The organism is Leptolyngbya sp. AN10 (assembly GCF_050565645.1).
Classification (GTDB): domain Bacteria; phylum Cyanobacteriota; class Cyanobacteriia; order Leptolyngbyales; family Leptolyngbyaceae; genus Leptolyngbya.
The window spans coordinates 1-26,646 of record NZ_JBNXVP010000067.1 but is presented as its reverse complement, the minus strand read 5'-3'; the positions used below and the strand labels follow the sequence as shown (position 1 = coordinate 26,646).

Sequence of the window (26,646 nt, the reverse complement as noted above, 5' to 3'; positions counted from 1 at the left end):
TGGCTTTCACCGCTTCGCTCAGCATTGACGGCAACGGTTCTGGGTTTGGAGGTTGAGACATCATCGCAAGGGCTTCTCTCATTTCCTCTAGAATGACCGGGATCTTATTTATTCGCAAGCCCCTAAGTCCTGCTGTTGGGAGTTTCTGCCATGTCTGAGCGTTCCTATGATGTTGTTCTCTATGGTGCTAGTGGATTTGTTGGCAAACAGACGGTGTAGTATTTTACGAGTCATGCTGCTTCTGAATCCGTGCGATGGGCGATTGCTGGACGAAATTGCCAAAAGTTAGAAGCGATTCGAGATGAAACCAGCGTAACCGTAGATGTGCTAGTTGCCGATAGTCAAGATCAGCTAGCAATGGCAGTATCTTGATTAAGGTTCTAGTATTTTACTAGAACTTTAACCAGAAATATCAAACTCTAAGTCAGGTCGCGAATCTTTGTTATTGTGTAATCTATTCTTCCAACCAATCCAGAGCATCTACTGCCTCAATGTAGTCAGAAGCACGTCGCTTAAACCAAGCAAAAGCATACTCTTGTTCATCACTGCCATTCGTGCGCCAGCTACCCGTTAAGTCTGCGACAAATGCTTCAATTAGCTCAGTAGGCGATAAAGTATCGCCGTCCTTGACAACGAGCTTTTGCAGGATTTCGAGTTCGTGTGGAGTCAGATGGATGGTTGTCGCTTGATCTGCATCTTGCACTGGACGATCTCTGAATGCCATATTGTTTTCTCCTCTTTAGCAATACAATCCTGAATTAAAACCTATATGTTGAGCGATTAACTTACTCATCTTGCTCAGTTTCTTCACCTTCCTCGATCGAGCAACTCGAACTAGAAATGGATACTGAGATCATCGTCGATCGCAGCTAGCAAAAGGCGCTACTGATCAAGAATAATACGTGGTCACGTTCCTAAAGGATTTGATTCTTTCTTATGTACATAGCATTGATTACATAAGAAAATTACTGTACAAATTTTTGTGGCTTTGGTACAGTCAAAGCAGCGATCGGTTTGAAATGATTGCTCAGGTTACAGAATTATCGATCGCAGCAATTTAGATACTTCAGTCGCAAGATTAGCAAATCGTGGACTCTGCTCTAACTTGAAGTTTTACTGCAATCGGTTGACCTCGTATCGAAGAAATAATACAAATGAACGACAGTCTTTCACTACTCCGCTATTATGACGCTTTCTCTTGACCTTGAGGGCTACCAAGCCTTGCGCCAATCCCATCAAGCACAAATCGAACCTCGTCTCGCTCAACTGAGTCAGAGCATCACTCAGCAGATCCAGGCATTAGACTTGCTGAGAAATTGCAGGTCTTGAACCTCGCCCCAAATCGGGTGCTGGAAATTCACATCTCGGACAACGATGGTTATCGAGACAATCACACAATGATTACGCGAACGACGTGATGGGTTCCGCATATCGAACAATTTCCGCTCAACGTCCCGATCGTGCTGGAAAGCCGCATGAATGGTCAGACGAGTGAGCAAATTCGCCAGCAGATTCAGCGCATTCAAACGTTTGTTGCGCCTAACTTTTACAGAGATGGGGCATAGCGCAATCGTGGCAAACAAGGGGGCGAAAAAGCAAAACGGATAGCGAGCTAGGAGAAGATTCCCGTCTCCTCTAACCAGTCGCCAACCGTCATGGATGAGAATAAGCAAGATACTAGGCAAGGAGAAATAAGGACATGGGACACTTGGTTTACTATTCATTTCATCACGTCCGCATTCCTGAAACCCAGGTTGCAGCAGCACTCACAGCGATTCACACGCTCTACCAACCAGAGATGATCGAGCAGTTTGGCACAGCTATGACCTACGACCGCACGACCAATACGACGAAGAAAGGCTATCGAGGGGGACATTTGCCACCAATCGAGGGGTTTACCACGTTGATTGAAGCATTAAGGGCTTGGTCATTGGGGGCTGTGCAGGAACCAGATGGCAGTGTTGCGATCGTGGAATATCGGGCTGATAAAGCCGGAGATGAGCCTGTGCTATTTGCGGCAATCGCCCCCCTTATCGATGCAAGCTGCAATCCTAGAATTGATGTGTTTCAAGATAACAATGAACATTGGCGGCATTGTTTCTCGAATGGGCAGTACCGAGAAGTTCCCGGCAGGGTGGTTTACGCCGATGAGTATCCAGAGTTATTTAATCAAGCAGAGGTGCTGTGATGACAGTTTTGAATATTTCTGCTGCTGACGGAGCGCTTAGGGCAAGGCAGTCTATCGACTGTCCTCGAAGTACTACGTCTATCGAGAACCGATTGAGCAATACAGAGCAAGGATAATGCCAACCTTGAGGGAAGAAGAAATCCAACGGCTGCAACAACAGCGCCAAGCCGCAGATGAGGCATTAGAACGCGGGATTTATGAAGTGCTGTGGCAAGACCGCTGTGAGAGTTTTTAGCCAGGCATTGCTAAATCAGGGTGAAGCGATCGTTTCAATCTGAACAAAATCGATTTTACTCCCCTCGATCAGGCGCGATCGCAACAAGCAGGATGCTCCTGATTTTTTTACCGCAGTCCTTTACGCAGATCAGGATTGACCGATGAAGTTAGAGCCATCATTTGGAGAAACACGAATCGTTTCGCGTTGAGGTCTGGCTCACGGCTGAGTTGATTGACCCGAACTTCTGGACTAAATTGAATACAATTGCAGGACATCCGACGAGGAGCAACCCGAGATTACTGAACGAGCATGACCGTCCAGATCCGGTGCTGCGGTACTAGTGGGATTAACATTGACCAGTGCGTTCTCAGTCAAGCCGTTTTGCTGCTCTGCCCAGTTTCAGGGCATCACTCAAAAATCAGAAGATTTAGTGTTCATTGGATGAAATCATGTCCCGCTCACCCTTTTCTCTCTTTAGTCAACAGTACTTTGCTACTTTACTTAGTCGTTTTGGCACCGTTTATTTGAATGAGCCAGTGCCACGTGATCCGAAGCTCAGAATCTACAAGCATCCTTCTCGATCTGATTTTGGCACTGCGGTTCTGGGTGCGCTGGCTGAGGGCAGTCCTCAAGTTTGGATTAATCCTGAGATCATTGCTGAAGCAGAATTAGTGGATGTTCTGTTTGAGCCAGACCCGACAACATCAAAAGCTGTGCTAGGCATTCTGGGAGACTTGCTGATTCAACCTTGTATTATCGAATCGCTACGATCTCTGCCGACCACCAGGGAATTCAGAACTTGCTTGGGGCACTGGCTCAGATGGCAGGTAGAAACGGATGGCAGCATTATTCCCGTAGATGAAGAAGCACCAACCTACAGCAAGGATGAGTGCGAAGAGAACGACGAGGATGAGGAACTGGAGAGCAATCAGCGTTTGCTGGTGATCGTTCCGCAAATGACGGCTAAACAACTAGAAGGATGGGGAGCAAGATTGTCTCATCGTCATATTGCGGGTCTTTACGAGCTACCTCCTGCTTACTGTACGACGATCGTCTGCACTCGCGAACTGCCAGAGACGATAGAAACCCTATGGCTGAGGTTGCTCAGTCGTGGAGCAACTCAGCGAAGGGCGATCCAAGACTTGATCAAACTAGAGACAAATCATTCGCTTCGCTCTGTCGCGTTACACCCATTGCAGTCTTGGTATTGGCGATTATGTGAGAATACCCTGAACCGAGAAAGCAAGCTGCTAATGCAAGGGTTGAGTCAGATTGCACTATGACTCAGGATGGTTTTACTGAAAATCGAGCAATGCATCAAAACGAGCAATGGCGCGTATTTTCGACTGCTCGACTTTGGCAAAGAGTAGAGTGCCGATGATGTACAAGTCTATATAGGCGAAGCAGCAGAACGCCTATTCGACGATCGCTATCGCCCTGCACCAGTATTACGATATTGGTAGGATTAGCTTCAACGAAGCTATTTGCATGAGACGATTCCAAGTCCACATCAGATAACTTCTAACCTTTCTTATGTACAAACCGTAGGTTAAATAAGAAAAAGCAGACCAAGAAAATAATTCTCGGCAGAAACTCTGAACCTAAATTTGATAGACTTGCTCAGTAGTACTTGCGTTCAGAGTAGGAGCATCGATTGGTGGCAAAGCCCTCTTCTTTAGTGCCAGAAGGTTATCCTCAACTCTTGAATGATCTGAAGGAACAGATTCGGACGGCTCAAGTTCGTGCCGCAATTGCGGTCAATCGCGAGTTAGTTCTTTTATATTGGCAAATTGGAAGGATGATTCTTGATCGTCAAGCACAAGCCGGATGGGGTGCAAAAGTCATCGACCAACTCTCAAAGGATTTACGACGAGAATTTCCAGAAATTAAAGGCTTTTCGAGTCGCAATCTCAAATATATGCGAACATTTGCAGAGACTTACCCGGACTTATCAATTGTGCAAGAGGTGCTTGCACAAATTACCTGGTATCACAATCTTGCGCTATTAGAAAAACTGAAAACAACAGAAGATCGCCTCTGGTACGCGCAGCAAACCATCACTAATGGCTGGAGTCGTAACGTTTTGGTGATTCAGATCGAAACTCGGTTGCGCGATCGACAAGGCAAAGCCATGACTAATTTTGAGCGGACTCTACCTAAACCTCAATCAGATCTCGCCAACAGCTTACTGAAAAGCCCCTATTCTTTTGATTTTCTTTCGCTGGGTCGGGAAGCACAGGAACGGGATTTAGAAAATGCACTGGTCACTCACATCCGAGATTTTTTGTTGGAGTTAGGGGTAGGATTTGCCTTCGTTGGTAGTCAGTATCATCTGCAAGTCGGCAGTGAGGATTACTATATCGACCTCGTTTTCTACCATCTCAAGCTACGCTGCTTTGTCATTATTGACCTAAAGATGACGGAGTTCACACCAGAAATGAGCGGTAAGATGAACTTCTATTTAGCAGTCGTTGATGATTTGCTGCGGCATCCTGATGATCAACCAACAATTGGGTTAATTTTATGCAAGTCTAAGAATCAAACGATCGTGGAATACGCATTAAGGAGTATCAATCGACCGGGCAGCTCCGCTGTGCCGAAGGCAACGGAGTTTCAACGCATGAAATTTGGAATAGCTTGCCAAAGCAATTTAAGGAGAGTTTACCTTCGATCGAGCAACTCGAACTAGAAATGGATGCTGCGATCGACGATGATCTCAGCTAACAAAAGGCACTACTGATCAAGAATAATACGTGGTCACGTTCCTAAAGGATTTGATTCTTTCTTATGTACATAGCATTGATTACAGAAGAAAATTACTGTGCAATCTTTCTACCAGTAAATTTTCCGTTGATCGGGTTCCTGCATAGTGTTATAGAGACGCGCCGCCAAAGGCGCTGCGAAGCACCTAATCACGTTTCTACAAGGATTTCGCGAATCGTTTTATAAAAGTCTCCAACGCTTGGAGACTTTTATAAACTGACCAGACTAACTTGCTAACGCTGAATCGATTACAGAGAAAGAGTTTTCAGATATAGAAGCTTGTGCAGTCATCGCAACCCACTGCCCTGTCTTTAAGTTGAATAAGCCACAGTTGATTGATTTGATTTCCTCAAGGGTTAAGGGACGATGCTCCGCTGGATGTTCCAGCAGATGCAAGACTGCGATCGATTCAAACAGCAACGAATCTCGAACAGGTTTCCCACGCTCCAACATACTCAGCAGCGATTCGCTGACGATGTAAGGCTTCACTCCTTCGTCCGTCCAGTAAGAAACGTTTTGAGCAATCTGCGATCGCAACTCAGCAAGCGACCATCCTCGCATCACACGCGCCCCGCGAATTAATCGACCGAGCATCTGCCGCCCAGTCGGTGTACCAGTCGGTGAATTGAGAATGATCATCTTTCCCGCCTCGTCGTCAGTGTGCAGTCATGACAAAACGCCTTGCTCTTAAATTAGCACAGGCAAGCAAAATCAATACACAAGCACTAGATTGTTCTAAAAATTGGTTGTTATTTTCTAAACTTTCTGCAATTTTTTACAGAATTTCTAGGACTTTCTTATAAACTTAAGATAGCTATCTTAACTGACTAAAAAATCATGGCTAAACAAGCCGCTCTTCAACAAACTGCATCAGATCAAATCGTAAATTCGTCGATTTCTGCTGATCAGCAAGCAAGACTTGATGCGATCGCAGCAAACATTCGCAAGCGTTTCAGACGGCTGTTTCAAGATATCTATGACAGTGGAAAAGAGCTAATAGAAGCAAAAGCAGTCTTTGGTTGGGGACAAACGCCAGCTTTTTTGGAATGGGCACAAGAGAAAACAGGGCTGAGTGTTTCTTTGTGTTATTACATGATGGCGGTTGCGCGTGCTTTTTTGCCATTTGAACAACAAGGTACTTTTAGTGCGCTCAATCAAGTTGATGCAACTCTGCTCTATCGAATTGCCTCAGACTCCACTCCGAAATCAGCTAGAACGATTTTTGTCGAACAAGTTTTAGCAGGAAACACTTGGACATCAGAGAGCATTGAAGCTTTGATTCAACAGCACCAGCAAACTGTTGACTTAGAGCAAGACGAGCGATTTCTGAGATATCGCGAAGAAGTTCAAAATTGGGGACGACTAGAGCAGTGCATTGAGGATGAGAGTTATCGGTTCTATCTGATCGATCGTGCTAACATTGTGCGATTTTTTCGGAACTATCAGGATCCGATGACTCAGTATAAAGTTTGGAAAGCACAAGTCTTTCAGGAGCAACTGTCTCAATTAAGAGAACTGCTTACACCGCATTGGAGCATTGAGCATCGTCCGGTTCCCAAACAACCTTTTCGCCTGAGTGTCAACTCAACGATCAAGAATAAACCCATCAGCTTTGTTGTTCCCAATCCTGTCACTCTAGAGCGCTGGTGGAATGAGAAAGGACAGGAACTCACCGATCGCTTACTTGCTTCTGGAAGAAAACGGCGCTCAAGTCAGGCAACCTCGTTAGAGAGTGAGGATTTTTCGATCGAGAAGCCAACCTGTCTTAACTGTCATTGGCATGATCCACAGCATGAAGGAAATCGCTTTGGCGTTTGGTGTGGCTTTTATCGAGAAACCATTAGTGACGATCGCATTACTGCAATGCCGCAACACTGCCGTAAGTGGAGCAATTCTGAAGTTTCGGATGAGCAAGCACTTGAGTTTCAAACAACGCGGCAATTTTTGCAAACTCAGCCCAATCTAGACCTAGAGTGGAATTCAACAGAACCTCAAACCATTTCTACAGTACAAGAGAAGCAGTATTCTGTTGGAGCAACGATCGAGGTCGCATCTATTTCGATTTCAAATCAGGGAATCGATGCCGAATTTGAAGCAATTCTTCAATACATCCAGCACTGTACAGAAGATCAACTCAGCCAGCTAGAACTTGCGATCGCTTCGAGGCGGAATGCAAGTAAACCGACTTCACGTCAGCAATCTCGCACAACTTCAAGACAGCACAGATAGTAGAACTTCGTGATCTTGAGGTTGAATATTGCGCTTTCCGGTTTCGACCATTTTGACCCAGCTTGCACTACGACCAATCTTGCTGGCTAAACTACTTTGACTGAGGCTTTTCGCAATTCGCATCTGTTTTAATTGCTCACCGGACTCGATCTTTTTCAGTCCCGGCTTTGTTGCTGAAGAGGACTGAGTCGGTGTAGAACTTGGCTGAGTTGGCAACAATGTTCTGTCAAATTCTCGACTGTAACGTTTGCGAGATTCATCAATTTCATTGAGACGATTCGCGATCGCTTCTGGTGGTTGAATCCATAGTTTTGCTGTTAGAAGTCGGTTGAACTTACCATGCACTCGTCTTGTTTTATCAGTCAACCGTTCTCCTTCGACTGCTGTTGCATCCTTTGCCCAGAACTCTACTGCAAGTTCAGGATCATCTGGAATTTGATTGAGTGGATTTGTCTCGGATGGACTCACCCAATATTCCATCGGATAGGTTGCTGCATCCGGCGTAATTTGCCAACCTCGACTGAGTAAAGCCTTGACTGTTTTGATCCATGACTCTACTAACTTTGCTCGTGCCTTAGAATCAACTTTGGCGATTTGTAAAGCAGACTCACCGAATGCAATCTTCATCAGCGCCTCTGCATTGAGAGGACTGCTCCGGTTGATCTTCGTTTTGAACAGAAGCCAAGTCATTAATCTGGCTGCACCTTCATAGTGATGGTACATCGCCATAATGTCTTGAATCAGGGATTTAGACAGAATACAGTATTCATAGTAAGCCTGCTTTTGCAGACGCATTTCCTCATTCAGAAAGTACTTTGCCCAAGCACCGCAACGAATATTGAGTGTGAAGCCAACGAGTTGCTTTTCCCCTACAGCTTTCCCCTCGTCGTCAACAATGCACTCCTGAAAATGCAAAATCGGTTCTGCGATTTCCCAAAGCCAAGTGCGACTGACGCTAAAAGTTGGAATTCGTCCTTGTTCGGGCCAAGAGACGTAAACGAGTAAGTGACAAGGCTGTTTCGCCAAATCCAGCATCAATTGAAGCTTTTGCTGCTTGTTCAGCTTTTTGTTTTTGTTCAGACCTAAATATTGTTCAAGCTGGGTGTCGCTGATTGCGAAAGATTGTTCCCACGGGCGATCGACTTGAGTAGCATGAGCCGCATAAATTAGGTGTAAGCAAGTTGCTCTGAGGTCAAACTCTTCAATCAGTGCGATCGCTAAATCTCGCTCTAGTACTGATGGATCTTTTGCATATAAGTCATCCGTGAGCCAAAACGAAATATAGCCTTTTCCCTTCGCGACTAAACTCTTGTAGTAGGCTTCTCCTTTGTCCGAAGTTAGCCAAGGGAGATCGCTTCCCTGCGTGAGAATATTTGCTCCTTCCCAAATTAATCGATTCGAGGCGGCGTAGTCGGTCATCGAGTCGGGGAATAAGTCTGGATTCGTCTCTGGACGTTGACGAGTGCGCTTTTGAGCAGGAGACTTACTCACTTTGCTGCGCTGACGTGCGGTAGGTGCGTTAACTGAACTATCAGGCTCATCCACAACAATCTCAACATCGATCGTTGCAATCCCTTCAGGCTGGCTCTGAGTTGTCTTTAAACGGCGAGATGGCATAAGAAGTTAGGTCTGCGAAGGTCACAAAGCAGCAACGTGCTAGGAATGCCGTGATCTTACATCGAATAGCAAAAAATGTTTGTTGCAGTCTAATTTTTGCGATCGACTCTATCAATTTTCTAGTTCCGCTATTGCTTGTAATGCTGATGGGAAGGGAATTACAGAGAAACAACCAAGCTCTGAATTTCTCAGTCACAACACACCTCTCAATCAGAGAAATGGTCACAAGTTAAGGTGTGTATTTCTGCAATTTCTCTCCTGTTTCGGGGAGATGGTCACAACAGGATGGTCACAGATCCCCTGTTTCGGGGAAATAGTCACACAGTCACTTACTCTCCCCTCATTCAGGGAAATGGTCACAACAGGATGGTCACAGATCCCCCTGTTTCGGGGAAATAGTCACACAGTCACTTGCTCTCCCCTCATTCAGGGAAATGGTCACACGATTTGATCTTCTCCCCTGTTTCGGGGAACTGGTCACAATTCTGGTTGGCTTTAGGTAGAAATCTGCCAGCTTTCAAGGCTTTCAGCCAGAATGTGAGCGTGAGTGTGCGTCTTTTTTAATCCAGGGACAGTCACAATAACGCTGTGAAAACAGCCCCTCTCTTTGGGAAGATCCTTCCCCCAGTCGGGGAAAATTTACCCCTCAGTCATAAAACAAGTCACTTTAAAGTTTATACAAGCCCGATGATATAAGGATTTCAGATCAACTCACATTGTCTGATTACTTTGATCAGTTGATCCGAGAATCGTCACAAGGCAGATTTGTGACTGCTGATAGTGTAGTTCCGTCATATTTCATCAGCTATGCGAACCAAAGGTGTCTTATCGTTAGTTCAGTGTCAGTGGCGGAATTCCAATTTATTGCAGAGCGAGATGATCCGTTTTTAGCTCTGTTTCCGCATCGCTATGACTACATTTGGGCAGACTACCCGCGCTCTGGTTACAAAGTAGAGTGGAAAACCGAAAGTCGCCATCCGCTCAGCGATCGCATGATTCAGCAGGGTGGTTATCTCTATGGCGTTCGCTTTGGGGCACAGACTCAATATTGCTTGCTAGATATTGACATTACAAGCCAATACCATCCCAGGCAAGATCCATTTGCGATCGCTCGAATTGTTGCAACATTAGAACCACTTGGATTAGTTGATTACCTTGCCTGTACGTCTAGCTATAGCGGCGGGTTGCATCTTTATTTCCCATTTGAGCAAGCACAAAAATCTTGGGAGCTTGCTGTTGCAGTTCAAACGCTACTAGAAAACGAAGGATTCATGGTGGCTTTAGGAGAGCTTGAGATTCTGCCAAATCCAAAACTTTATGTAGCAGAAGGAAAGCCGAGCCTCTACAAAGCACACCGCTTACCCATGCAACTTGGGTCGTATTTAGTCAATCGAGACTGGCAGCCGATTTATAGCGACGAACAAAGTTTTGTGCAGTGTTGGCAATTTGCTCAACGAAGAAATGGTCTGAATACAACTGCGATCGCACAGGTCTTAAAAGCAGCAAAGCGAAAGCAATATCAAATTTCAGGACGTGCCGATAAGTTTCTCAATGACCTGAATGCTGACATCGAACCTGGCTGGACAGGACATGGACAGACAAATTTCATTTTAGGTCGCATTGCCATGAGAAGCTATATCTTCGGACATTTGCTCTATGCATCGCGCCCACTTGAGGGGCAAGCTTTGATCGATGATATTGTTGCAACGGCTCGAAAGCTACCAGGCTATGAACAGTGGTGTCGTCATCAACATGAAATTGAACACCGAGCGGAAGAATGGGCTTGCTGCATTGAGAACAGCGACTACTTTCATTTCGGAATTGCGAAAAGCAAGCTTAAACCTGCAACTGGGATCGATGAATTAGAAAGCAAAGAATCGAAACTTTCTTGGAATCAGCAACAATCGGAAGATGTTCGAGAAAGAATTCGAGCTGCGATCGCGGATTTAATCGATCGTCATCAATTGCCTGCTGGAATACGATCGAGATTCTTAGCACTGACTCAATATGGAATAAGTGGATCTTCACTCTATAAACATCGAGATCTTTGGCATCCGAATTCTAGTTCTTTAACTTTTGATTCTCTAGGTTCTAATCCTTTAGATGTTAATTCTTCAATCCAAGACGCATCAAATGAGCTTTCTGCCTGTCCTAATCCAAGCAATACAGCTACAAGCTTATTACACCTGACTGAGTGTAACAGCTTGTCTCAAGGAAATTTCGGCGCGATCGCGCAGTCGAATTTAACAAAAAATGGCTGTAACATCCCGCTGCTTGAAATTGCTCTGACTTTTTACTTGATTAGCCTGCTGGCTCCTGATAGCAGTTAGGGTAAAAAGCGCAACATACCAGATAATTTGTGCAAGCACCTCTTGCACAATTAATAGATTTGGGTAGGTTTCTACAAGGACTATATTACGACGACTCGGATTGCTGGCAAGGTATGCGATCGCGCGAAAGCATTTCTAGCTTGACTAACGCTCAGTTGAGGGAATGATCTCACCCGTCCAGCGGTAGCTTCGCTCCACGTAGTGTTCTCGATTTTCCCAGAATAAACATTGGGGACACGATTCTCCTTCGGGATAATCAATTCCTTCCTCATGGGGACACCCTAGAATACCTTCACTAATCACCACACTTTTAGCATGGTGCTGCTCTAGAAATTTCACGATAGCTCGATTTGTGGCATGATCCGAACGGATGTCGCTTGAGTCTGAGAACCAGCGCCGCATATCACTCACCTGCTGGTCTTTTTGCACGATGCCCACTGCAACTTTTGTTGCAAGATCGAGATTCGGTCCGTAGTAAGCGATCGTGGCAATCGGATAGCCTTGCACACCCTGAGCCGCCTTTGACTTGAGTTTTCGCGTAAAGTGCTGCTCATCTGGTTGCACTCGCTGTCCAAAGCCGGATTTCTCCGGTCGGTTACGATTCATTCTGATTCCGCTCCCAATGACTTAACCAAACTCATAGCCTTGATTCATCCAGTAATGCCAATCGGCGATGGCTTGCTGCGTTTCCTCATCGGCATCGATCGCTTCTAGCTGAATCAGGGGAACTGCCAACGTATCGCCATCCCATTCGATTTCAACGAACATCTCTTGCTCACATTCGTCTTCCGGAGCCATCCCCACCACTTCTACCGTTTTACCCTCTTTGAGCGGAGAGATGCGGCGTTTGCTCACACAGGTCGCCGTAAAGGGAAACTGCATGGTGTCTTGCAAATAGTAATACCAGCCCATTGCCTGTTCTTCAGGTCCATAAGCATCGACAACAATTTCCATCGTGATTCTAGTTTCTCGTTCCTCGTCACGAGACATAATCGACTCCTGAATACTTTTTAGATTACTTCAGCGCATCCAGCACTTTCGGGTTGACAATACTCTTTTCAGTCGCAAGAAACTGAAAGAACTTTCGCAGTGCTACTCGTAAATCACTGTCTGTCGCTGAATCCATGACTTTTCGCTTATACCAACTGCGGAAATGGCTATTAACCATGCCTTTCGTAATCGCTTCAATTTGCTCTACATCGGTATAGCCGCAGATAAAATCGATGAATAATCCGACGATCGCAGTATGTTTTCGTACTGTCTTAGGCACATACTTCAATGCTAGAAACTCAGCGAACTCTTGGTTCAGGTCCTCCAGTGCTTGCCGAAAGGGTGCGCGTGCCGCTTCTGCTTGTTGGAGTGCTTGAAAATACTCGTCGAGTTTGTCACCGGGAATCATCACTTTTCCGGTAAAGACTTTTGCCATTGCTATTGCTCCTATGTGGGACTTGAGTTCATTCTAAAGCGATCGCTTCACCCCGTCGCTTCCTTCAGGCACTATGGCTCTGAAACAGGGGGATTGGACAAGGTGGAGGCAACGGAGAGATGAAATGTGTGTCCCAGATCTTGCAGTTGAAACTCGACAATATACCGCGAATTGTCTGCAAACAAGGTTTGTTTTCGCTCAATCAGGTCGTGCAAAATTTCTCGCGTATCTTGTTGAGCGAGGGGATCATTGCTCTGAAGTGCGTGTTGGATCAGTTGCTCAATCATCGACTCACGCTCCGCTTCGGGCATGAGGGCTAGATTCCATGCGGCAACGGCAATCCCAAACAGCTTCTCGCGTTGATGACGATTTCGAGCAAAGTCTAGATACGGTTCCACGAAATCTTCCAAAACCTCTGACATTTTGACTTCATTTTTTGGGCTGGTCACAATTCCGCTTACTTGTTCACCCAACGGACTCCGCTGCAACTTCTTCTGCAACTTTTTCAAGGCTTTCTGGTGCGTTTTGGTTGTCTGTTGAAATTCGAGCGGTTTGCCAAAGCCTTTTGGTGTCTTGTTCATGATTGTCAGGTCAGGTAACAACCCTGCGATCGTAACAACCCAACCGCGAAATTTTGAAATCCTGTGATGCAATTTAACTGGAACGCAAATATTAAGCGCTTATGGAGCAATCGTGGTTCGGGATGGACGCACCATTCGATCGAGCAAATGTTCTAGAACGGCGGCTAAGTCCTCGCACAATCCCGTGTGAACTCGTGAGGTTTGAATGATCGTACTGCGGGGAGCAACGAGCCAGTGAAAGCGATCGCGCTGTGGCAATTGCTCGATCGCGACAGCCGCTTTCCCACCCGCACACAGGATCGAAATCGCCTTTGCGGGCAGTGCGATCGACATTCGTGATATAGGCATCGAACCAAACAATTTTGGACGCAAGCTCGGCATCGACTTTCCCAGCAATCGGGTCAAAGGTCACGGAGCCGGGTAGATAATCGATCGCGAGATTGAGTCCGGCACTGGCACGAATCAAGTCTTGAATTTCGGGATCAGGTTCTGTGCGAGCGAGATCCGGGTTGAGATCCACGAAGACGATTTCGGGCATCGGTAGCCCCAACGCCCGCGCCATTTCGCCTGCGATCAGTTTGGCAATCAGCGATTCTGCGCCTTGCCCTGCGCCGCGAAATTTCAGCACATACATCCCGTCATCATCAGCTTCAACGATCGCAGGCAATGAGCCACCTTCGCGCAGGGTTGTGATGTAACGGGTTGCAGTGACAGTTCGTAAATTCATGCAGGTTCAATCTCTCAACGTTGATTGTAGCAATGAGAATCTCTCGCTTGCCCACTGCTGATCGCTCAATCTTGACAAGAATGGCTCTGTCTTGGGCATTCTGGAAAGTAGCGATCAAATTCTTTATGACAAAATTGCGGCAGTGTGGCAGTCAGTGGAATTTTCATAACGAGTCAGAGTTGGAAGACTTCGTATGGACGCATCTGCTAAGTTTTCTAGGATTGTTGCCGCTTAAGCGTCAGTTTTCGATTCAGGGACAGGTCTGCGATATTCTTGCAATCGCGCCCGATCAGCAACTTGTAGTCATCGAACTCAAAAACGAAGTCAATCGATATGTTGTCCAGCAGTTAACTCGCTACTATCACGCATTGCAGCAAGAGCGACCTCTTGCTGAACAAGTCGATTACTCAAAACCAATCCGCTTGATTGCAATTTCCCCCTGTTTTCATCGCGATAACCTGATCGATCAACAGTACAACCGCTTGTCAGTGGAGTTTCTCCAATTTGAGATTTTGGATGATTCAGAGGGATTGAGTTGGAGATTGCGGGATTTAGAGAAGCAGGAAATTTGGAATCTCAGACTACCTCAGTTTCCTCAAAATTCAAGTTGGACTCTACCACCAGTTCCTAGAAAGTTACTCAACAATTTAGCAAACGTGGATGGAGCGCATCGCGAGTGCATCTTAGAGATTCGACAAATGCTACTAGAGTTTGATGAGCGAATGCAGGAAACGGTCTTAGCATCTCAATTGCTGTACGGTAAAGGCAAGACGCGCTCGTGTGCAGAGTTTCGGTTTGGTTCGCCTTTCCATTCACTAGCACAACCCAAAAAACTGAATCTACTGCTTAAACTTCCGCATCCTGAGCGAAATCAAATGTGCAAATTTCTCATTGACTCACGCGATTGGAGTAAGATTGACCGCTTGTACTATTGTCCCAATGGTCGTCGCCCCCGCTATGCTACCTGGCAGCAGCCGAATCAGTTACTAAAAACACTTCAAGAGTGTGGGGAAGAAATGCAAAAAGATGAAATTGAAAATTACAGGAAATTGCTCGAAAATCCCGATCGCGCTACTTCTGTTGAGTTGTGGGTTGAGATTGCTTTAGAGCATTGGACAAAGCGGCTTTAATCTGTCGTGATGAATCTTGCGTCATTGTTCTATGTTCGTGATGGACTATGGCAAGTTCTGGAAGCCTGTGTATGGGTTGGGGATGCCTGACGAAGATATAGAATTGCTTTTTGCATTCGTTTGTATTCTTCAGCAGATAGAACGACTGCTGGATTCCGAAAAGCATTGTTTGATACGTCCGGGATTTGACCCTGCATCTGTTTCAGTCCTTCTGTTTTTTGTCGAAGTCGAATCGCCTCAACGTGTGCCATCCCTTCTTGGTCTTGTTTCAGCTTTTGAGGATCATGGAGATGTGTTTGAGCGCGAAGTTGATACGCCTGGTACCACTGGAGAAGTTCGCCTCGGCTGGGACAGTAGCCTGCGATCGTTTTTTCACAAGCGCCTTGATTTGATTCTACAGAAGAGGGAACTGCAAGGTGAACAGGCGAAGTTGCTTTAAGGTAGCCGCTTGATGCAGCGATCGAATTCCACTCTAATCGGTAGCCGTGCGATCGCAGATACTGCTGAACGAGTTGATCTGTCCCCGCCGCATTGCCAACGACAAATTGAGCCTGAGCTGCGATCGCTTGATCCAAGAGCGGCTGGTAATGCGTTTGAAAAACTTGTTGAATGCTGGTTTGAGAAACACTGCGCCAAGGACCACTGCCGCTCACCATCACAATGTCGGCTGCATCATATCTGCCCGTATTAGCACGATCTCCCCAAGCCATTTCATAATTACGAGTACTGGATGGTGTATGGACAGGTGCGGCAGAGGTTCCAATGAACTGAGTTGCAATCTCTGCCATTGCAACATCTTTCTGCATGTGACGGGCTGTAGCTGGATTGAGTGCAGGTAAATCAGCGAGTGGGTTCGATCGCGTCAAAGGTTCTGAATCTCGATAGCTTGCTTGAATGACCTCAATAAACGACTGAGGCAATCGCACATTCTCTGGAATTAGTTTTTCTGACCACAACGCAGCAATTTCATGGTCATGATAGCCTCCGAGTCCGCAGCCAATTCGAGTGACCAGAAATTCTTGGTTGGGATGCGATCGTGCATAGTTCAGTAGCTGCCCGATTTGTGCTTCAATCTCTGATAGTGAAACGGATCGCGCTCCTAAGTTCAGATCTTTGGTCACGATCGCGTAAGTTTGCCCCTGAATTCCTTGAGGGTTGCTATACTCGGCTCCGAATTGCATGGCTTGTTTTGCCGCTCCTGCTCCGTGTCTGCCTTGCCGATTCGAGCCAAACACAAAAACTTGGTGAGGTTGAAGCGACTCAATGCGATCAGGGGACGATCGTAGAGTTGCGGGTTGAGCTTCAATTTCTGAAAAATTAATCCCCGTTGGCGGAACCGTCAAAGTCTGAATTGCAGTGATTTTAGCCCACAAAGATTGCCCAGGTTGCCCTATGATTGTAACAATATCGCCAATGTTAGCTCTGATTTGCCCGTGATTTCGCAAGGTACTGGTGCGGTAGCCTGCTGCGATCGCATCGAACGTGTTAGTAAATGAACTCTGAGGCGATAAACTATTCGCAATGCCAGTAATTCGCGTCATCATTGCACCATCAAAGTACATGGGTAGACGTTGAGTAATAGGAGCATCGGGGCGGTCAATGCGCTCGTACTGAATGTAATCATAGCTTCGACTGGGTTTCAGATATCGGCTCAACGCTTCTGCTGACCAAACATATTCGGTTTTGAGAATCTGAGCATACAACTGCTCTGGAGTATTGTTGGATTGCATCATTGTTCGCTGAATCTCTCTTGAAGGCGAGTTCGTGTTGGGTAACTGTAAGCTTTCAGGAATCAGATGAACAGTGGCAAGTCGAGCAATGTCTGAGGTGAGCGATGCGGCGATCGTTGTTTCTCGCTTCAGAACAGGAGACACTTGCCGAAACGCAGCTTCCACAGCCTGCCGATCTTTTGCAGTACTGACAATGCCTAAATCTTGCAGTTGTCCAGCCGAGTCCCGCATGGTCAAGACGACATCAGACCATTTGCTCCCTTCGCGTTCTCGCCGTTTTATGCCGAGTTCAACCGTTTCATTACTCCAAACTTGATTTGCAAAATGATGTGCCTGAACTTGATTAATTTTGATCGAGGTTCCATTCGGTAAAATTGCTTTGACGATCGCTGGAACCTCCGGCACGATTCGCGCTTCACCCTGAGTTCCAATCGGCAGTTGATAACTATCGATCGAGAAAGGAGCCAGCGTTTTTCCTTCAACCTGTAGAACTGTTCGCCCTGCGATCAAACTTTCTGAATTGGTTTCGACAGCAACCGCGATCTTGCATAGTTCCTTTGAAAATGCTCGTCCTTGATGTAGGTTGGTTGGGTGTTGTAGTCCAACAACGGTCATCGTTTGAAGGTGCAATGACTGGATCTGCTGGCATAGCTCTGGATGAAAAGCTTGAATCACTAAATGTTGTCCACCCTGATGCCAAAGTGCGGCTGCCATTGAAGTGCGTTCAGCAGGAACTAATAATTCAGCTTGTCGAGCAATTTTCTGCACTGCTTCGGTAATTTCTGCCTTGGCTTGCGCGATCGTCATGTGAGGTTCAAAAACAAATCGCTCAATCCGATCAAGTGAAATGGCTAATGTTTTTTCGATGCTTGCCTGTTGTAACCAAGCTTGATTTGCTTGCACTGATTCTGTACTAATCAAGCCAACGGATTTTGATGAGTCGAGGAAGATAGCATAAGGGAACTGTGTTTTCGTCTGCCAGTCTGGATTGAGTCCGACTCGAACTTCTAAAAACGTATTTTGACGAGCCGCTTGCCAAATCGGAGAAATTCCTTGAGAATCACAGGCTGTAAGATTTATGACTCTAAGCTGACGACCGCCGATCGATTGAATCAAAAGGCTGGGACCCACTTCGGTTTTTGCTCGTTCTTGTGCGATCGCACCTCGTTGAATGACAGCATTGTAGTCATCGATCCATGATCGCGCTGTTTTCGCCTGAATTTCACTAAATCCGCCTTGTTCGCGATTTGGAAATAGAGGCAAGAAGCTGTCACGGCTTCGAGGTGTCAACACCACTTCCTGGTAATGCTGATTCACCTGCTTTGCGATTTGCGCCACCGGATCGACGGTGCTAGTAGAAAGGACACGGACTGCCTCGACTGCTTCTTTCGGCTTTAGTGGCTGGTATAGATCCGTATCCTTGCGATGGTTTAGCAACAAGTTCTGTTTGTACTTCCCCAGCGCGGCTGCAAACCCCTGAAGATGCCAAGCTACCTCTCTTGCACTTTTCGGTGAATCTACAGCCCGCTGCAAATTCATTGCAATGATTCCTTTCACGTCCCACAACAGGGCTTGGACTTCTTGAAGAACCAATCCAGCCGTTTCTATTCGGTCTGGTTCTCGAAGCTGAAAGAGTTGACGACTCTCATCTACAATTTGTCGGATGCGATCGCGAAACTGTAAATCTCCGCTCGATAGAACTGCGGTATAGTCTTCAGGCTGAGGAATTTCTGTGCGCTCTAAAACTTTAGCATAGTGTGAACAAATTTGCTGGAGGTAAGCAGGACGCTGCTCTGGAGCGAGATAAGCAATGTCCCAATACAGCGAATCAATTTTCATACTCAAGTTTGCAACAATGCCTGTTGGATTGTTCGCTGCATGAACGGCGCATTCTTCGATCGTACCTTGCCGCTCGATCTTCGGTTCTTTATTCACTGAAATCGGACGGACTTCTGGTCGATTTTTATCCAATACTTCTGCCACAAAAATAGGTGATTCAGTTGGAGTAAAAATCTTTGGGTCTTGAACAGCAGTAAGAAATAATGCCTGTGCTGCTTCATAAGCACTTCGAGGATCAGAAAATTCTCTCAATTGTTCTTGTAGACTATAAACGGTCGCTCCAGGCGAAACTGCTACATAACCTAAAACGATCGCATTTCGATCGCCATCAAAATCTGTGATCAAAACATTCGCCGCTGACCAAGAATTAAGATAGATCACACCTTGCTGTCGAAATGCTTCTGAGTCGGTTTCTCTAAGTTGCTCTGTGTTATTGATGAATGTGCCGATTCCAGCAATATTTCCTAGTGGAGAGCGGTACAGCGAAACCAACGCACCATGCGGTAGTTCTCGAAAGCAACATTCCCAAGGGTTGAGATCTGCGTGAGGTTGAGCGATCGCAGAAGGAGAATAAACGCCTACCGTTACCGCATCCATCCACTCATGATGCAGAACTTTTGCGATCGCATCTAAAACTTTGGGATGTCCTTGCATTTGCTGAAATTGGTCAGCTTTGAGAATTTCGTAGACCGGATCAATGTAAGTTTCTTCTACAATGTCCTCTGAGTCTTCTATCTCATCTAAAATATTGCGCTTTCGTTCTGCAACGCTCAGATAATAATCGATTGCTGCTTGTGAGGTTGCTTGAACTTGAGCAGTCGCAATCGCTTTTTCTACCAACTCCGGTAACACTTCCTGCTGTGTGGCTTCAGGGGTTACGAGAGCAGGCTGTAACCCTCGTTTCTGCTGACTGGTTGCAGCATAAGTTTTATTTGCAAAAAAGAAGTTAGAAACAGTGTGTACGCCTAGAAGCAGCAGTTTCTCTCCGTTCAGTTGTTGAGTTGCTTTGAACGATGAAAAAGACAAAATCGCATCGACCTGTAAGCGATCGCACCAATCACTGACCCGACAGGTTCCTTTAATCACGCCTAGAATTTCTAGTGATCCTGCCCGAAACTGAAATGGAGAACGGTCTGGGTCTTTGCTCTGTTTTTGATGAGATGAATAAGCAACAGCATGAGCCAGATTAGAAGACACTAAACTATAGCAGTCCCCTAATTTTCGGTGAATGTTCTGCAAATCTATTTCACTAAAATTGGTTCCTAATGCTTGGCAGATTTTGGGAAGTTGAGCAATGATTGCCTCGCTCGTTGCAGCGTCATCTAGCACCAGAATTCTGCCTTGCGATCGCACGGTAGACGCATTGGCATGAGAAAGAAACAGGCTACCGTATGCGATCGCATCGCTCGATCGAGCCACTTGACGTTGAACTAAAGCGGCGGTCTGGGCATCGGTAAAATATGCCCACTTGCCATTTGCAAGAATCAGTTGCAGTTCTAACTCTCGAAAAGCACGGAGGTCATCTGCGGTTACGCCTTCATAGATTTGCGCGGTGACGTAACGAGTTTCCCAATTCCCTACTCGTTGCTGCTCCACCTCAATCAAATGCTCTAACAGCGTATGATTGACTTCCTTCGCTACGATTTCAAGCGGGCGGAGCAATTTAGCATCATATTGAACAAAGCTCAGAACCATTGCAACCTCATCAGAGGAAACAGAGCAATATGCAAAGTCGATTGCGGCTTTCTCTCAGCATTGATCAGCTAAACGATGATCTCTCAATTAGTCAAAAGTCGTCAGCGACAATTAGCTTCATCTCTCCACGCGCAATCCGTTCATTCATCTCGATGGCGTAGGCTTCAAAGATTGCTCGTGACTCATCCGAGATGAGCGGTTCATCAATCGGAAGATCATCGATTTGAAGTTCTCCACTTGCCAGTAAGTCATCAATGCTGTCACTAAATGACAATTGATCGACAACTTCATCACGGCTAAAAGATGACAGACCTGAAAAGTCTTGTTTGGGATTGTTTGAGGAGCTATGAGACATCGTAAAACGCCAGGTTGAAGAAAAAGACGAAGCTCAATAATCTCAATTATCGTACTGCATTTTTGTCGTTTATGTTAGAGAAGCAACTGAGATGCGATAGTACTGCCCGCAAATTTAATATTTCTAAATCTGCTTGTAAAAAGGAAACTAGCTCAGGCTGAGGTTTACTAATCATCGATGTGCTTGGGGAGAACGCGGTAGCCCGCAAAAAATGCTGAGTTCTTTGGAAAAATGCTTGGAATCTATTTGCCACTTCCCCAATCTGAGATGAACTGTTCGCGAGTCGAGTTTGTAGAACGTCTCGTTTTTCGCTATGACCCCGACTTGAGGCTGTTTCAGGCTCAGATTGCACCATTGTCGCTGTTTGAAGTCAAGCGCATCGGTCTACGATTTGAAATAGTAGATGCGTGGCTCAGAATTAGAGAAAGCGAAATGGAAGTCTACACAGACAATTGTGAGGCTCCTGTTCAATTTGTGATTCAAGAAGCGCCAGATCAGCACGAACAGCTTCAATGGACGATTTTCCCATCGTAATCGATTAGCAGGTTTGCTCTTGTAAGTAGACCTGCTTTTTTCCAAAGCTTGAAAATTTTAATCAATTTTGAGGACACCTGATGCTTGAGTAGTCAACTCATCTTGAGATTTTCCAGAGTTTGAAAATTTGTAGCACTAATTGTAGGAGAACGGAGGAAGCATAATGTCGTTTGCTCAATTTATTTTTCTTACTATGGGGGTTGCATTCATTGCTTTGCTTGCATTTGTGTTGCTAACCGTTTACGAGCAGTTTGGCATTTGCTCATCGACTGTTGATAAGACGATTGCGTTGCTCAGTTCAGCGATCGGTGCAATAGTTGGTGCAGAGATTCTCGCTGGTTACTCAAGCCCCCCGCTCTTACTGATTGCGTTTCTTGTTGGAGGGGCGATTCAAATCTGGTACAGTTGCGATCGTTCCGGATGAAGGCATAATCGACTTCACCTGACTTACCTGTATTTCATCGGATTTGCAGCAACTACAAATCTATCTTCTCATTTTAGGTGAATTGAAAAGATGAAGCAAACTACATTAACTCAAACCTTGAACTGTGCCTAGCGGCAAACCTGCGAAAGAAATCAGAATCTCAAACTCAAACCAAAATTGCCTAGCGGCAGAACTACGAGTTCAAATTCTGACTCAATCGATCTATTTAGGAGATTTAACTATGGCTGGCAAGAAAAATACCAGTAATGCAGCAACGCTCGAAAGAGATGACGCGCAACCTGCTCAAGAAACTGTGTCTACTGTCGATACGACTGCAACTCCAGTTTCAGATGCTCAACCTGCCTCGGTTCTGGCTGTTGATCGCACTGCTGAATCTCAGTTCATGGAAGCATTCTTCGGCATCATTCGCGATGAGTTCCAAAAGACCTTTAGCAGACCTTTATACAGCAGTGACATTCACTATCATGCCACTCGCTACAATCTTGGTCTGAGTTTGCGGGCTTCTGCCTATCGCGTTGCGGCTCATCAACTTGAAGGTCGGATTCCACCAGGAACTTCAGAATTCAAGCAACAGCGCGATCAGATCGCAGTGCAGTTGATGCAAGCTTCTGGCTACGATCCCAACGTCAAAGCGATTAACATCACACCTGCTCAAATCAAAGCTTGGTCAGGGAACTTCCGCGCTCAAAACGGCGCAGCGTTGGATGTGCTATCAGCGAAGACTGCTCAAGTACCTGCTCCTTCTGAAGGCTGGTAGCGCTCAATAAAGGTCGCCTCATTTTGGGGCGATCGTTTTTACTTTGAGAAACTGAGATGAATTATATGTCAGAACAGCAACCATCTGTTGAGCAAGACGATGATGATTACGATCGACAATACGAAATCTATCTTGAAGAACGACTCGGACGTTATGGATACTGATGCTGAAGAAAGACAAAATTCGTCTGAGGCAAACTGACCTTGTGGAGCATTACCCACAACTCTTTCAACTCAATTGCAAGCATTTTTAATTCCAACAATCTTGCAAATCAATGACATTGGATGGAGGTAATCTACTTTGCCTCCATTTTTTGTAGCTTATTGACTGAATTTGGAGAAATTGAATGTCCAATTTCCTGATTCCCTACCCTCATGACGGCTCTGACAGTGTGACGATTGATTGTTCTACGATCGATAATCTCATCCACACGACGGTTTGTAGTTATCATCCAAGACCTGAGCAAGCTTGTGCGTGGTATGCCTTGCTCGGAACGCTGCTACTTAGGCAATTATCCCCAAAATCTGGTTACAGCTTTTACGCAGGCACATTTGAAATCTGTACTAGCCCTGATCCAACTGAAGAGGGCGTTTGGTTTGCTCTGTGTTTTGATGCTCATCGTCCTCTGATTCCGGATCTGGAGTTTCATTGTTGGATTGCTCATCCTGACCCAACTCACCACACTTATTCCGAGATTATTGACTTTAGCGCTCGACACCTCGAAACTCGTGCGCGGGAATTTAGCATTCCTTGGAATCGCGAGTCAATTCCTAATTTCATCTGGACAGATGTAGCAGGACTGGAACAGTTAAAAGTGCGTCAACTTCGCCCGATTGCTAATTTAACCGATCGTATTAGTCGAATGCTGTTGCAGGATGAATTATTTCAATCTGCCTATCAATACTTGAAATTTAGGCTCAGAGCTTATGTTGCAGGTGCTAGCAATGCACGGTCTCCGTTAGCACGAGAGCGATGAAATCTTATCTTGGAGAAAGCGAGATGATGGTTGAGATCTTATCGATTTGTGAACGTGATCTGATCAATCGGATTTGGCATGAGTTTGAACAGTATAACTCTGGAATTAGCTATGTTTCTTGTGGTGTGATGATGAACAACCACGATTATACGATCGCTACTTTTCCAGATGGGTCGATGCAATCGATTGTTGAGGATGTGGAAGATGCAGGTGGACTTGAAGAAGTTTTAGAAGCACCAGGGCAGCGATATCGTCCAGTGCTTGCTACAGGTGGAACGCTTTTGTTCGATATTGAATGGGATGCTGCTGAACCCAACTGCTATTGCAACCGGATGAAACTGACTGAGCTTTGGAATGGACTCTTGCAGCTAAGAGGGCACTCACCTGTTCAGATCCAATGGATTGAAGAACTTGATTTTTAGCGATCGGTCTTTTGTGTAACTCTGTGACGAGATTGGGTCAGTTTCGTCGCAGGGTCAAGCCTTGCTTTTCGCACCGCAGCGTTAATTTAGTTTTTCTCACAATCGCATCACAGCTTGAAGTCATTACAATGGACACGACACTCTAGACCGTGCACGGAGAGAAGTTTCCATGCTGCGAATTTTTAGGTTAAGTGGGCTATATTTTACGATCGTATTTGGAGCAGGCTTTATTCTGGGTCCGATTCGGGTACTAATGCTAGAACCCCGCCTTGGAACTCGAATTGCAGAGTTGCCAGAGATGCCTGTGATGCTGCTTGTCATTTTGGTAGCAGCAGGTTGGATCAGCCAACGATTCACTCAAGATCTGTCTGCATCAGAGCGATTCAGTATTGGAGCCTTAGCAGTCATCGGTGTGCTGATTGCCGATACTTCTGTCGGCGTGTTCTTGCGGGGAATGACCGTAGCAGAGGTCTTCTTGCGCCGAGATGCGGTATCGAGTATTGCTTACTATGGGCTTTTGGCGCTTTGTGCGATTCTGCCTTGGTTACAAGGGAGACGGACAAACGCGATCGTAGAAAATCGCTCCACCAAAGCATAAATTGTAAGCAAATTGGAGCCACATTTGAGACGATTTCTCCGCTATTTTTTCTTGCGATTTTTGCGTCGGGACTCGGATTGCTGCTTCAGCTTAGTTTTGCGATTTGATTTTGAGGATTCAAGCGCAGGCTTGCCAAATCCAGTCGGAACGAATGATTGCCGCTCTAATGCTTTGAGATACTGAAGAAACTGCGGATCAATGGGTTTACGGGGTACTTCAGCACGAGACTTTAAGCCGAGTATGACTTGAATTTCGTCCCAATCGCCAAATAGCTTCTCATCCACAGATCCAGCAGCAAAGGCTTGCTCCATCAGTGGAACTGCTTCCATCACTCCCAGTTTAGCTAACGTCCCAATGAGAGAGGCATTCACAATCGGATCATTGTCCGCGAATTGAGTTAAGTTCTCTGAGAGAATCTCGACGCATTGCTGACGAATAGAACCCGTCGAATCACGGCTTCGCTTTGCTAGTCTCTCTAATGCTTCTATGGGCAACGCCCGCATCCATTCAGCCTGAGTCTGATCACTGACCCAAGCCGCTAAGGTTGGCAGAATCGCGTCTCCGATTTGGGCAAACACTCTGGGGAATTCCATTGCCATCCATTCCCACCAGCCCTCATGGTCGTAGTACTTGATCGCGTGTTGTAGCAACGGATTAACAGCTGCATCTGCTCGTAATTGTCCCAAGGCTCGCCATGCATGAACGGGTGCCCAGCCTTCTGGGGCTTCGGAATCCAATTCGTAGAGATCGTGGTCTGTTGCCATTTGGATCAAGCTAGAAATGTCAGTATTACGAATCCCCAAGCTTTGATAGTCGAGCCAAGATCGGACCTCATGCGATGAGCATTCGCCTTGTGACAACAGGTGGGCTACGGGTTCAGAATAATCAGAGACAGCCATAATGAATGAGAAATTGTGATGTTCTGTAGACTATCATCAATCCGCGATCGAGTTTGTCTCGGTTCGCGATCGCATTCTCAAGGTTTAGACAGGAGCTTGTAAACAGGTTTCATACGAATAGACTGTAACGATTGCGATCTCATCCTGAACATGAGTTAGGGTTGGAATGGGTCGATGGCGCATTTAACCCGACGCGATCCCTGAATGCAGTGAATCTTAGGCGAGAGAACGATGACGCACCCTCATCTTGATACGATTCTTCAACAATTGCGGCGATCGCTGACCAAGCTCTACGGCGATCGCTTGCAAGCGCTAATTCTCTTCGGTTCTCAAGCTCGACAAGACGCGCAACCCGATTCTGATATTGATGTTCTAGTTGTGTTACAGTCCCCCGTTGATGCTTGGGCAGAAAATCAGCGAACAGCAGAAGTGATCGCAACTCTCTGTCTCAAACATTCCGCTGTCATCACGCCTGTTTTTATCTCCGATCAGCAATTCCGCGCTTCAGACACAGCACTCCTGCGGAACATTCAGCACGAGGGAGTACAAATGTGATCCCAGAACAAGAGCAATTGCTTGCCAAAGCTCGCGAAAGCCTCCTTGCTGCTCGGATTCTGTCAGAAGCAGCAATCTACGCTGTTGCAGTTTCTCGTGCTTACTACGCTATGTTCTACGTTGCTGAAGCCTTTCTTGTCGGTGAAAATTTAAATTTCTCGAAACATTCAGCCGTGATCAGCAAGTTTGGTGAGATTTTTGCGAGTACAGGACGGATTCCACCTGAGTTTCATCGCTATCTCATTCAGGCTCAACAATCTCGGACTCGCGCTGATTACGATGCGAGTGTACAAGTGACGATCGCTGAGGCTAGTACACAAATCGATCGCGCTGAAGCTTTTATTAATCTGGCTGAAAGCAATCTATGAATTCTCTTCCTCAAGGAGTTGTTGCCGCATTGAAGGAGTCAAAATTTGAAGTCCCCTGACAATTTCTTCAGGCGTAGCAGTTCCAGCTTGAACTCGATCGACAATAGTTGAAATGAACCCTCAAAACTAGACCAGGTATCCGAATTTTTAGCAGCATTTACTTGTTCATCAGTATACTGCTTCCTTCATTTGTTTTCAGGTTTGTCTTACTGTTTCTCTTCCTGCTCACGCTTGAACTCAATGAGCGTTCTTAGCAGTACTTGCC

General features: G+C 46.0%; 27 protein-coding genes. 14 read left to right on the top strand and 13 right to left on the bottom strand.

From position 1 onward, the window contains the following. Positions 1–454: 454 nt before the first annotated feature. Positions 455–724 (bottom strand): hypothetical protein, encoded by a 270-nt coding sequence (locus ACQ4M5_RS39495; protein WP_430681271.1) that lies wholly within the window; start codon positions 722–724, stop codon positions 455–457. 559 nt (positions 725–1,283) lie between these two features. Continuing rightward, positions 1,284–1,526, bottom strand: coding sequence for a hypothetical protein (locus tag ACQ4M5_RS39490; RefSeq protein ID WP_430681270.1), 243 nt, complete (start codon positions 1,524–1,526; stop codon positions 1,284–1,286). A 173-nt stretch (positions 1,527–1,699) separates the two neighbouring features. On the opposite strand from ACQ4M5_RS39490, the gene ACQ4M5_RS39485 reads away from it, so the two are divergent. Further along, entirely contained in the window at positions 1,700–2,188 is a 489-nt protein-coding gene (locus ACQ4M5_RS39485; RefSeq protein WP_430681269.1) for a hypothetical protein, read from the top strand. Positions 2,189–2,530: 342 nt separating this feature from the next. Here the strand turns inward: ACQ4M5_RS39485 and ACQ4M5_RS39480 are convergent, their stop codons facing one another. Beyond that, entirely contained in the window at positions 2,531–2,680 is a 150-nt protein-coding gene (locus ACQ4M5_RS39480; RefSeq protein WP_430681268.1) for a hypothetical protein, read from the bottom strand. Between the two features lie 174 nt (positions 2,681–2,854). Between ACQ4M5_RS39480 and ACQ4M5_RS39475 the strand changes: the two genes are divergently transcribed. Next, the gene (locus ACQ4M5_RS39475; RefSeq protein WP_430681267.1) at positions 2,855–3,688 is read left to right on the top strand and encodes a hypothetical protein; all 834 of its coding nucleotides are present in this window, start codon (positions 2,855–2,857) and stop codon (positions 3,686–3,688) included. Positions 3,689–4,062: 374 nt separating this feature from the next. Continuing rightward, the gene (locus ACQ4M5_RS39470) at positions 4,063–5,094 is read left to right on the top strand and encodes a PDDEXK nuclease domain-containing protein (RefSeq protein ID WP_430681266.1); all 1,032 of its coding nucleotides are present in this window, start codon (positions 4,063–4,065) and stop codon (positions 5,092–5,094) included. A gap of 299 nt (positions 5,095–5,393) precedes the next feature. Here ACQ4M5_RS39470 and ACQ4M5_RS39465 read toward each other — a convergent pair whose 3' ends face one another. Continuing rightward, positions 5,394–5,807 (bottom strand): hypothetical protein, encoded by a 414-nt coding sequence (locus ACQ4M5_RS39465; RefSeq protein ID WP_430681265.1) that lies wholly within the window; start codon positions 5,805–5,807, stop codon positions 5,394–5,396. Positions 5,808–6,005: 198 nt separating this feature from the next. Here ACQ4M5_RS39465 and ACQ4M5_RS39460 point away from each other — a divergent pair, with 198 nt between their 5' ends. Then, complete coding sequence (locus ACQ4M5_RS39460; protein ID WP_430681264.1) at positions 6,006–7,397, top strand: hypothetical protein; 1,392 nt, start codon at positions 6,006–6,008, stop codon at positions 7,395–7,397. Here ACQ4M5_RS39460 and ACQ4M5_RS39455 read toward each other — a convergent pair. Further along, positions 7,380–9,014 (bottom strand): helix-turn-helix domain-containing protein, encoded by a 1,635-nt coding sequence (locus ACQ4M5_RS39455; RefSeq protein ID WP_430681263.1) that lies wholly within the window; start codon positions 9,012–9,014, stop codon positions 7,380–7,382. The genes ACQ4M5_RS39460 and ACQ4M5_RS39455 overlap by 18 nt on opposite strands. A gap of 845 nt (positions 9,015–9,859) precedes the next feature. Here ACQ4M5_RS39455 and ACQ4M5_RS39450 point away from each other — a divergent pair. Next, on the top strand, positions 9,860–11,344 hold the full coding sequence (locus ACQ4M5_RS39450; protein WP_430681262.1) for a hypothetical protein: 1,485 nt from the start codon (positions 9,860–9,862) through the stop codon (positions 11,342–11,344). Between the two features lie 144 nt (positions 11,345–11,488). Here ACQ4M5_RS39450 and ACQ4M5_RS39445 read toward each other — a convergent pair whose 3' ends face one another. The 5 genes from ACQ4M5_RS39445 to ACQ4M5_RS39425 form a co-directional block, all read right to left on the bottom strand. Next, complete coding sequence (locus ACQ4M5_RS39445) at positions 11,489–11,950, bottom strand: hypothetical protein (protein WP_430681261.1); 462 nt, start codon at positions 11,948–11,950, stop codon at positions 11,489–11,491. 21 nt (positions 11,951–11,971) lie between these two features. Then, positions 11,972–12,334, bottom strand: coding sequence for a calcium-binding protein (locus tag ACQ4M5_RS39440; RefSeq protein WP_430681260.1), 363 nt, complete (start codon positions 12,332–12,334; stop codon positions 11,972–11,974). Between the two features lie 25 nt (positions 12,335–12,359). Continuing rightward, a complete protein-coding gene (locus ACQ4M5_RS39435; protein WP_430681259.1) occupies positions 12,360–12,770 on the bottom strand; it encodes a site-specific integrase in 411 nt (136 codons plus the stop codon). Between the two features lie 71 nt (positions 12,771–12,841). Next, positions 12,842–13,351 carry a hypothetical protein gene (locus ACQ4M5_RS39430; protein WP_430681258.1) on the bottom strand — a complete coding sequence of 170 codons (510 nt, stop codon included), beginning with the start codon at positions 13,349–13,351 and terminating at the stop codon, positions 12,842–12,844. A 91-nt stretch (positions 13,352–13,442) separates the two neighbouring features. Continuing rightward, positions 13,443–14,078, bottom strand: a complete 636-nt coding sequence (locus ACQ4M5_RS39425; RefSeq protein WP_430681257.1) for a HipA family kinase — start codon at positions 14,076–14,078, stop codon at positions 13,443–13,445. A gap of 80 nt (positions 14,079–14,158) precedes the next feature. On the opposite strand from ACQ4M5_RS39425, the gene ACQ4M5_RS39420 reads away from it, so the two are divergent. Then, on the top strand, positions 14,159–15,208 hold the full coding sequence (locus ACQ4M5_RS39420) for an endonuclease NucS domain-containing protein (protein ID WP_430681256.1): 1,050 nt from the start codon (positions 14,159–14,161) through the stop codon (positions 15,206–15,208). Between the two features lie 29 nt (positions 15,209–15,237). On the opposite strand, the gene ACQ4M5_RS39415 is transcribed toward ACQ4M5_RS39420, so the two are convergent. Both ACQ4M5_RS39415 and ACQ4M5_RS39410 read right to left on the bottom strand, forming a co-directional pair. Continuing rightward, positions 15,238–20,472, bottom strand: a complete 5,235-nt coding sequence (locus ACQ4M5_RS39415) for an A1S_2505 family phage non-structural protein (protein ID WP_430681255.1) — start codon at positions 20,470–20,472, stop codon at positions 15,238–15,240. 91 nt (positions 20,473–20,563) lie between these two features. After that, positions 20,564–20,827: a hypothetical protein gene (locus ACQ4M5_RS39410; RefSeq protein ID WP_430681254.1), complete on the bottom strand. Its 264-nt coding sequence runs from the start codon at positions 20,825–20,827 to the stop codon at positions 20,564–20,566. Between the two features lie 231 nt (positions 20,828–21,058). Between ACQ4M5_RS39410 and ACQ4M5_RS39405 the strand changes: the two genes are divergently transcribed. The 6 genes from ACQ4M5_RS39405 to ACQ4M5_RS39380 all read left to right on the top strand — a co-directional run bounded on the left by ACQ4M5_RS39405 (position 21,059) and on the right by ACQ4M5_RS39380 (position 24,559). Then, positions 21,059–21,361: a hypothetical protein gene (locus tag ACQ4M5_RS39405; RefSeq protein ID WP_430681253.1), complete on the top strand. Its 303-nt coding sequence runs from the start codon at positions 21,059–21,061 to the stop codon at positions 21,359–21,361. 163 nt (positions 21,362–21,524) lie between these two features. Then, positions 21,525–21,785: a hypothetical protein gene (locus ACQ4M5_RS39400; RefSeq protein ID WP_430681252.1), complete on the top strand. Its 261-nt coding sequence runs from the start codon at positions 21,525–21,527 to the stop codon at positions 21,783–21,785. 241 nt (positions 21,786–22,026) lie between these two features. Beyond that, on the top strand, positions 22,027–22,563 hold the full coding sequence (locus tag ACQ4M5_RS39395; RefSeq protein ID WP_430681251.1) for a hypothetical protein: 537 nt from the start codon (positions 22,027–22,029) through the stop codon (positions 22,561–22,563). Positions 22,564–22,909: 346 nt separating this feature from the next. Next, positions 22,910–23,539 carry a hypothetical protein gene (locus ACQ4M5_RS39390; RefSeq protein ID WP_430681250.1) on the top strand — a complete coding sequence of 210 codons (630 nt, stop codon included), beginning with the start codon at positions 22,910–22,912 and terminating at the stop codon, positions 23,537–23,539. Between the two features lie 23 nt (positions 23,540–23,562). Next, entirely contained in the window at positions 23,563–23,961 is a 399-nt protein-coding gene (locus tag ACQ4M5_RS39385) for a hypothetical protein (RefSeq protein ID WP_430681249.1), read from the top strand. A gap of 169 nt (positions 23,962–24,130) precedes the next feature. Then, on the top strand, positions 24,131–24,559 hold the full coding sequence (locus tag ACQ4M5_RS39380) for a hypothetical protein (RefSeq protein WP_430681248.1): 429 nt from the start codon (positions 24,131–24,133) through the stop codon (positions 24,557–24,559). 41 nt (positions 24,560–24,600) lie between these two features. On the opposite strand, the gene ACQ4M5_RS39375 is transcribed toward ACQ4M5_RS39380, so the two are convergent. After that, a complete protein-coding gene (locus ACQ4M5_RS39375; RefSeq protein WP_430681247.1) occupies positions 24,601–25,458 on the bottom strand; it encodes a hypothetical protein in 858 nt (285 codons plus the stop codon). Between the two features lie 231 nt (positions 25,459–25,689). On the opposite strand from ACQ4M5_RS39375, the gene ACQ4M5_RS39370 reads away from it, so the two are divergent. Then, on the top strand, positions 25,690–26,013 hold the full coding sequence (locus tag ACQ4M5_RS39370) for a nucleotidyltransferase domain-containing protein (RefSeq protein WP_430681246.1): 324 nt from the start codon (positions 25,690–25,692) through the stop codon (positions 26,011–26,013). Continuing rightward, positions 26,010–26,381, top strand: coding sequence for a HEPN domain-containing protein (locus ACQ4M5_RS39365; RefSeq protein WP_430681245.1), 372 nt, complete (start codon positions 26,010–26,012; stop codon positions 26,379–26,381). The genes ACQ4M5_RS39370 and ACQ4M5_RS39365 overlap by 4 nt, the downstream gene beginning before the upstream one ends. The last annotated feature ends 265 nt before the right edge of the window (positions 26,382–26,646 follow it).

Excerpts from the sequence above, each read along its gene's own strand:
- ACQ4M5_RS39415 (WP_430681255.1), bottom strand. The coding sequence starts at position 20,472 with ATGGTTCTGAGCTTTGTTCAATATGATGCTAAATTGCTCCGCCCGCTT.
- ACQ4M5_RS39405 (WP_430681253.1), top strand. The coding sequence starts at position 21,059 with ATGCTTGGAATCTATTTGCCACTTCCCCAATCTGAGATGAACTGTTCG.
- ACQ4M5_RS39460 (WP_430681264.1), top strand. The coding sequence starts at position 6,006 with ATGGCTAAACAAGCCGCTCTTCAACAAACTGCATCAGATCAAATCGTA.
- ACQ4M5_RS39410 (WP_430681254.1), bottom strand. The coding sequence starts at position 20,827 with ATGTCTCATAGCTCCTCAAACAATCCCAAACAAGACTTTTCAGGTCTG.
- ACQ4M5_RS39385 (WP_430681249.1), top strand. The coding sequence starts at position 23,563 with ATGATGGTTGAGATCTTATCGATTTGTGAACGTGATCTGATCAATCGG.
- ACQ4M5_RS39390 (WP_430681250.1), top strand. The coding sequence starts at position 22,910 with ATGTCCAATTTCCTGATTCCCTACCCTCATGACGGCTCTGACAGTGTG.
- ACQ4M5_RS39495 (WP_430681271.1), bottom strand. The coding sequence starts at position 724 with ATGGCATTCAGAGATCGTCCAGTGCAAGATGCAGATCAAGCGACAACC.
- ACQ4M5_RS39465 (WP_430681265.1), bottom strand. The coding sequence starts at position 5,807 with ATGATCATTCTCAATTCACCGACTGGTACACCGACTGGGCGGCAGATG.
- ACQ4M5_RS39370 (WP_430681246.1), top strand. The coding sequence starts at position 25,690 with ATGACGCACCCTCATCTTGATACGATTCTTCAACAATTGCGGCGATCG.
- ACQ4M5_RS39420 (WP_430681256.1), top strand. The coding sequence starts at position 14,159 with ATGGCTCTGTCTTGGGCATTCTGGAAAGTAGCGATCAAATTCTTTATG.
- ACQ4M5_RS39375 (WP_430681247.1), bottom strand. The coding sequence starts at position 25,458 with ATGGCTGTCTCTGATTATTCTGAACCCGTAGCCCACCTGTTGTCACAA.
- ACQ4M5_RS39445 (WP_430681261.1), bottom strand. The coding sequence starts at position 11,950 with ATGAATCGTAACCGACCGGAGAAATCCGGCTTTGGACAGCGAGTGCAA.
- ACQ4M5_RS39430 (WP_430681258.1), bottom strand. The coding sequence starts at position 13,351 with ATGAACAAGACACCAAAAGGCTTTGGCAAACCGCTCGAATTTCAACAG.
- ACQ4M5_RS39400 (WP_430681252.1), top strand. The coding sequence starts at position 21,525 with ATGTCGTTTGCTCAATTTATTTTTCTTACTATGGGGGTTGCATTCATT.
- ACQ4M5_RS39475 (WP_430681267.1), top strand. The coding sequence starts at position 2,855 with ATGTCCCGCTCACCCTTTTCTCTCTTTAGTCAACAGTACTTTGCTACT.
- ACQ4M5_RS39425 (WP_430681257.1), bottom strand. The coding sequence starts at position 14,078 with ATGAATTTACGAACTGTCACTGCAACCCGTTACATCACAACCCTGCGC.
- ACQ4M5_RS39485 (WP_430681269.1), top strand. The coding sequence starts at position 1,700 with ATGGGACACTTGGTTTACTATTCATTTCATCACGTCCGCATTCCTGAA.
- ACQ4M5_RS39395 (WP_430681251.1), top strand. The coding sequence starts at position 22,027 with ATGGCTGGCAAGAAAAATACCAGTAATGCAGCAACGCTCGAAAGAGAT.
- ACQ4M5_RS39440 (WP_430681260.1), bottom strand. The coding sequence starts at position 12,334 with ATGTCTCGTGACGAGGAACGAGAAACTAGAATCACGATGGAAATTGTT.
- ACQ4M5_RS39455 (WP_430681263.1), bottom strand. The coding sequence starts at position 9,014 with ATGCCATCTCGCCGTTTAAAGACAACTCAGAGCCAGCCTGAAGGGATT.
- ACQ4M5_RS39480 (WP_430681268.1), bottom strand. The coding sequence starts at position 2,680 with ATGTCCTGCAATTGTATTCAATTTAGTCCAGAAGTTCGGGTCAATCAA.
- ACQ4M5_RS39380 (WP_430681248.1), top strand. The coding sequence starts at position 24,131 with ATGCTGCGAATTTTTAGGTTAAGTGGGCTATATTTTACGATCGTATTT.
- ACQ4M5_RS39435 (WP_430681259.1), bottom strand. The coding sequence starts at position 12,770 with ATGGCAAAAGTCTTTACCGGAAAAGTGATGATTCCCGGTGACAAACTC.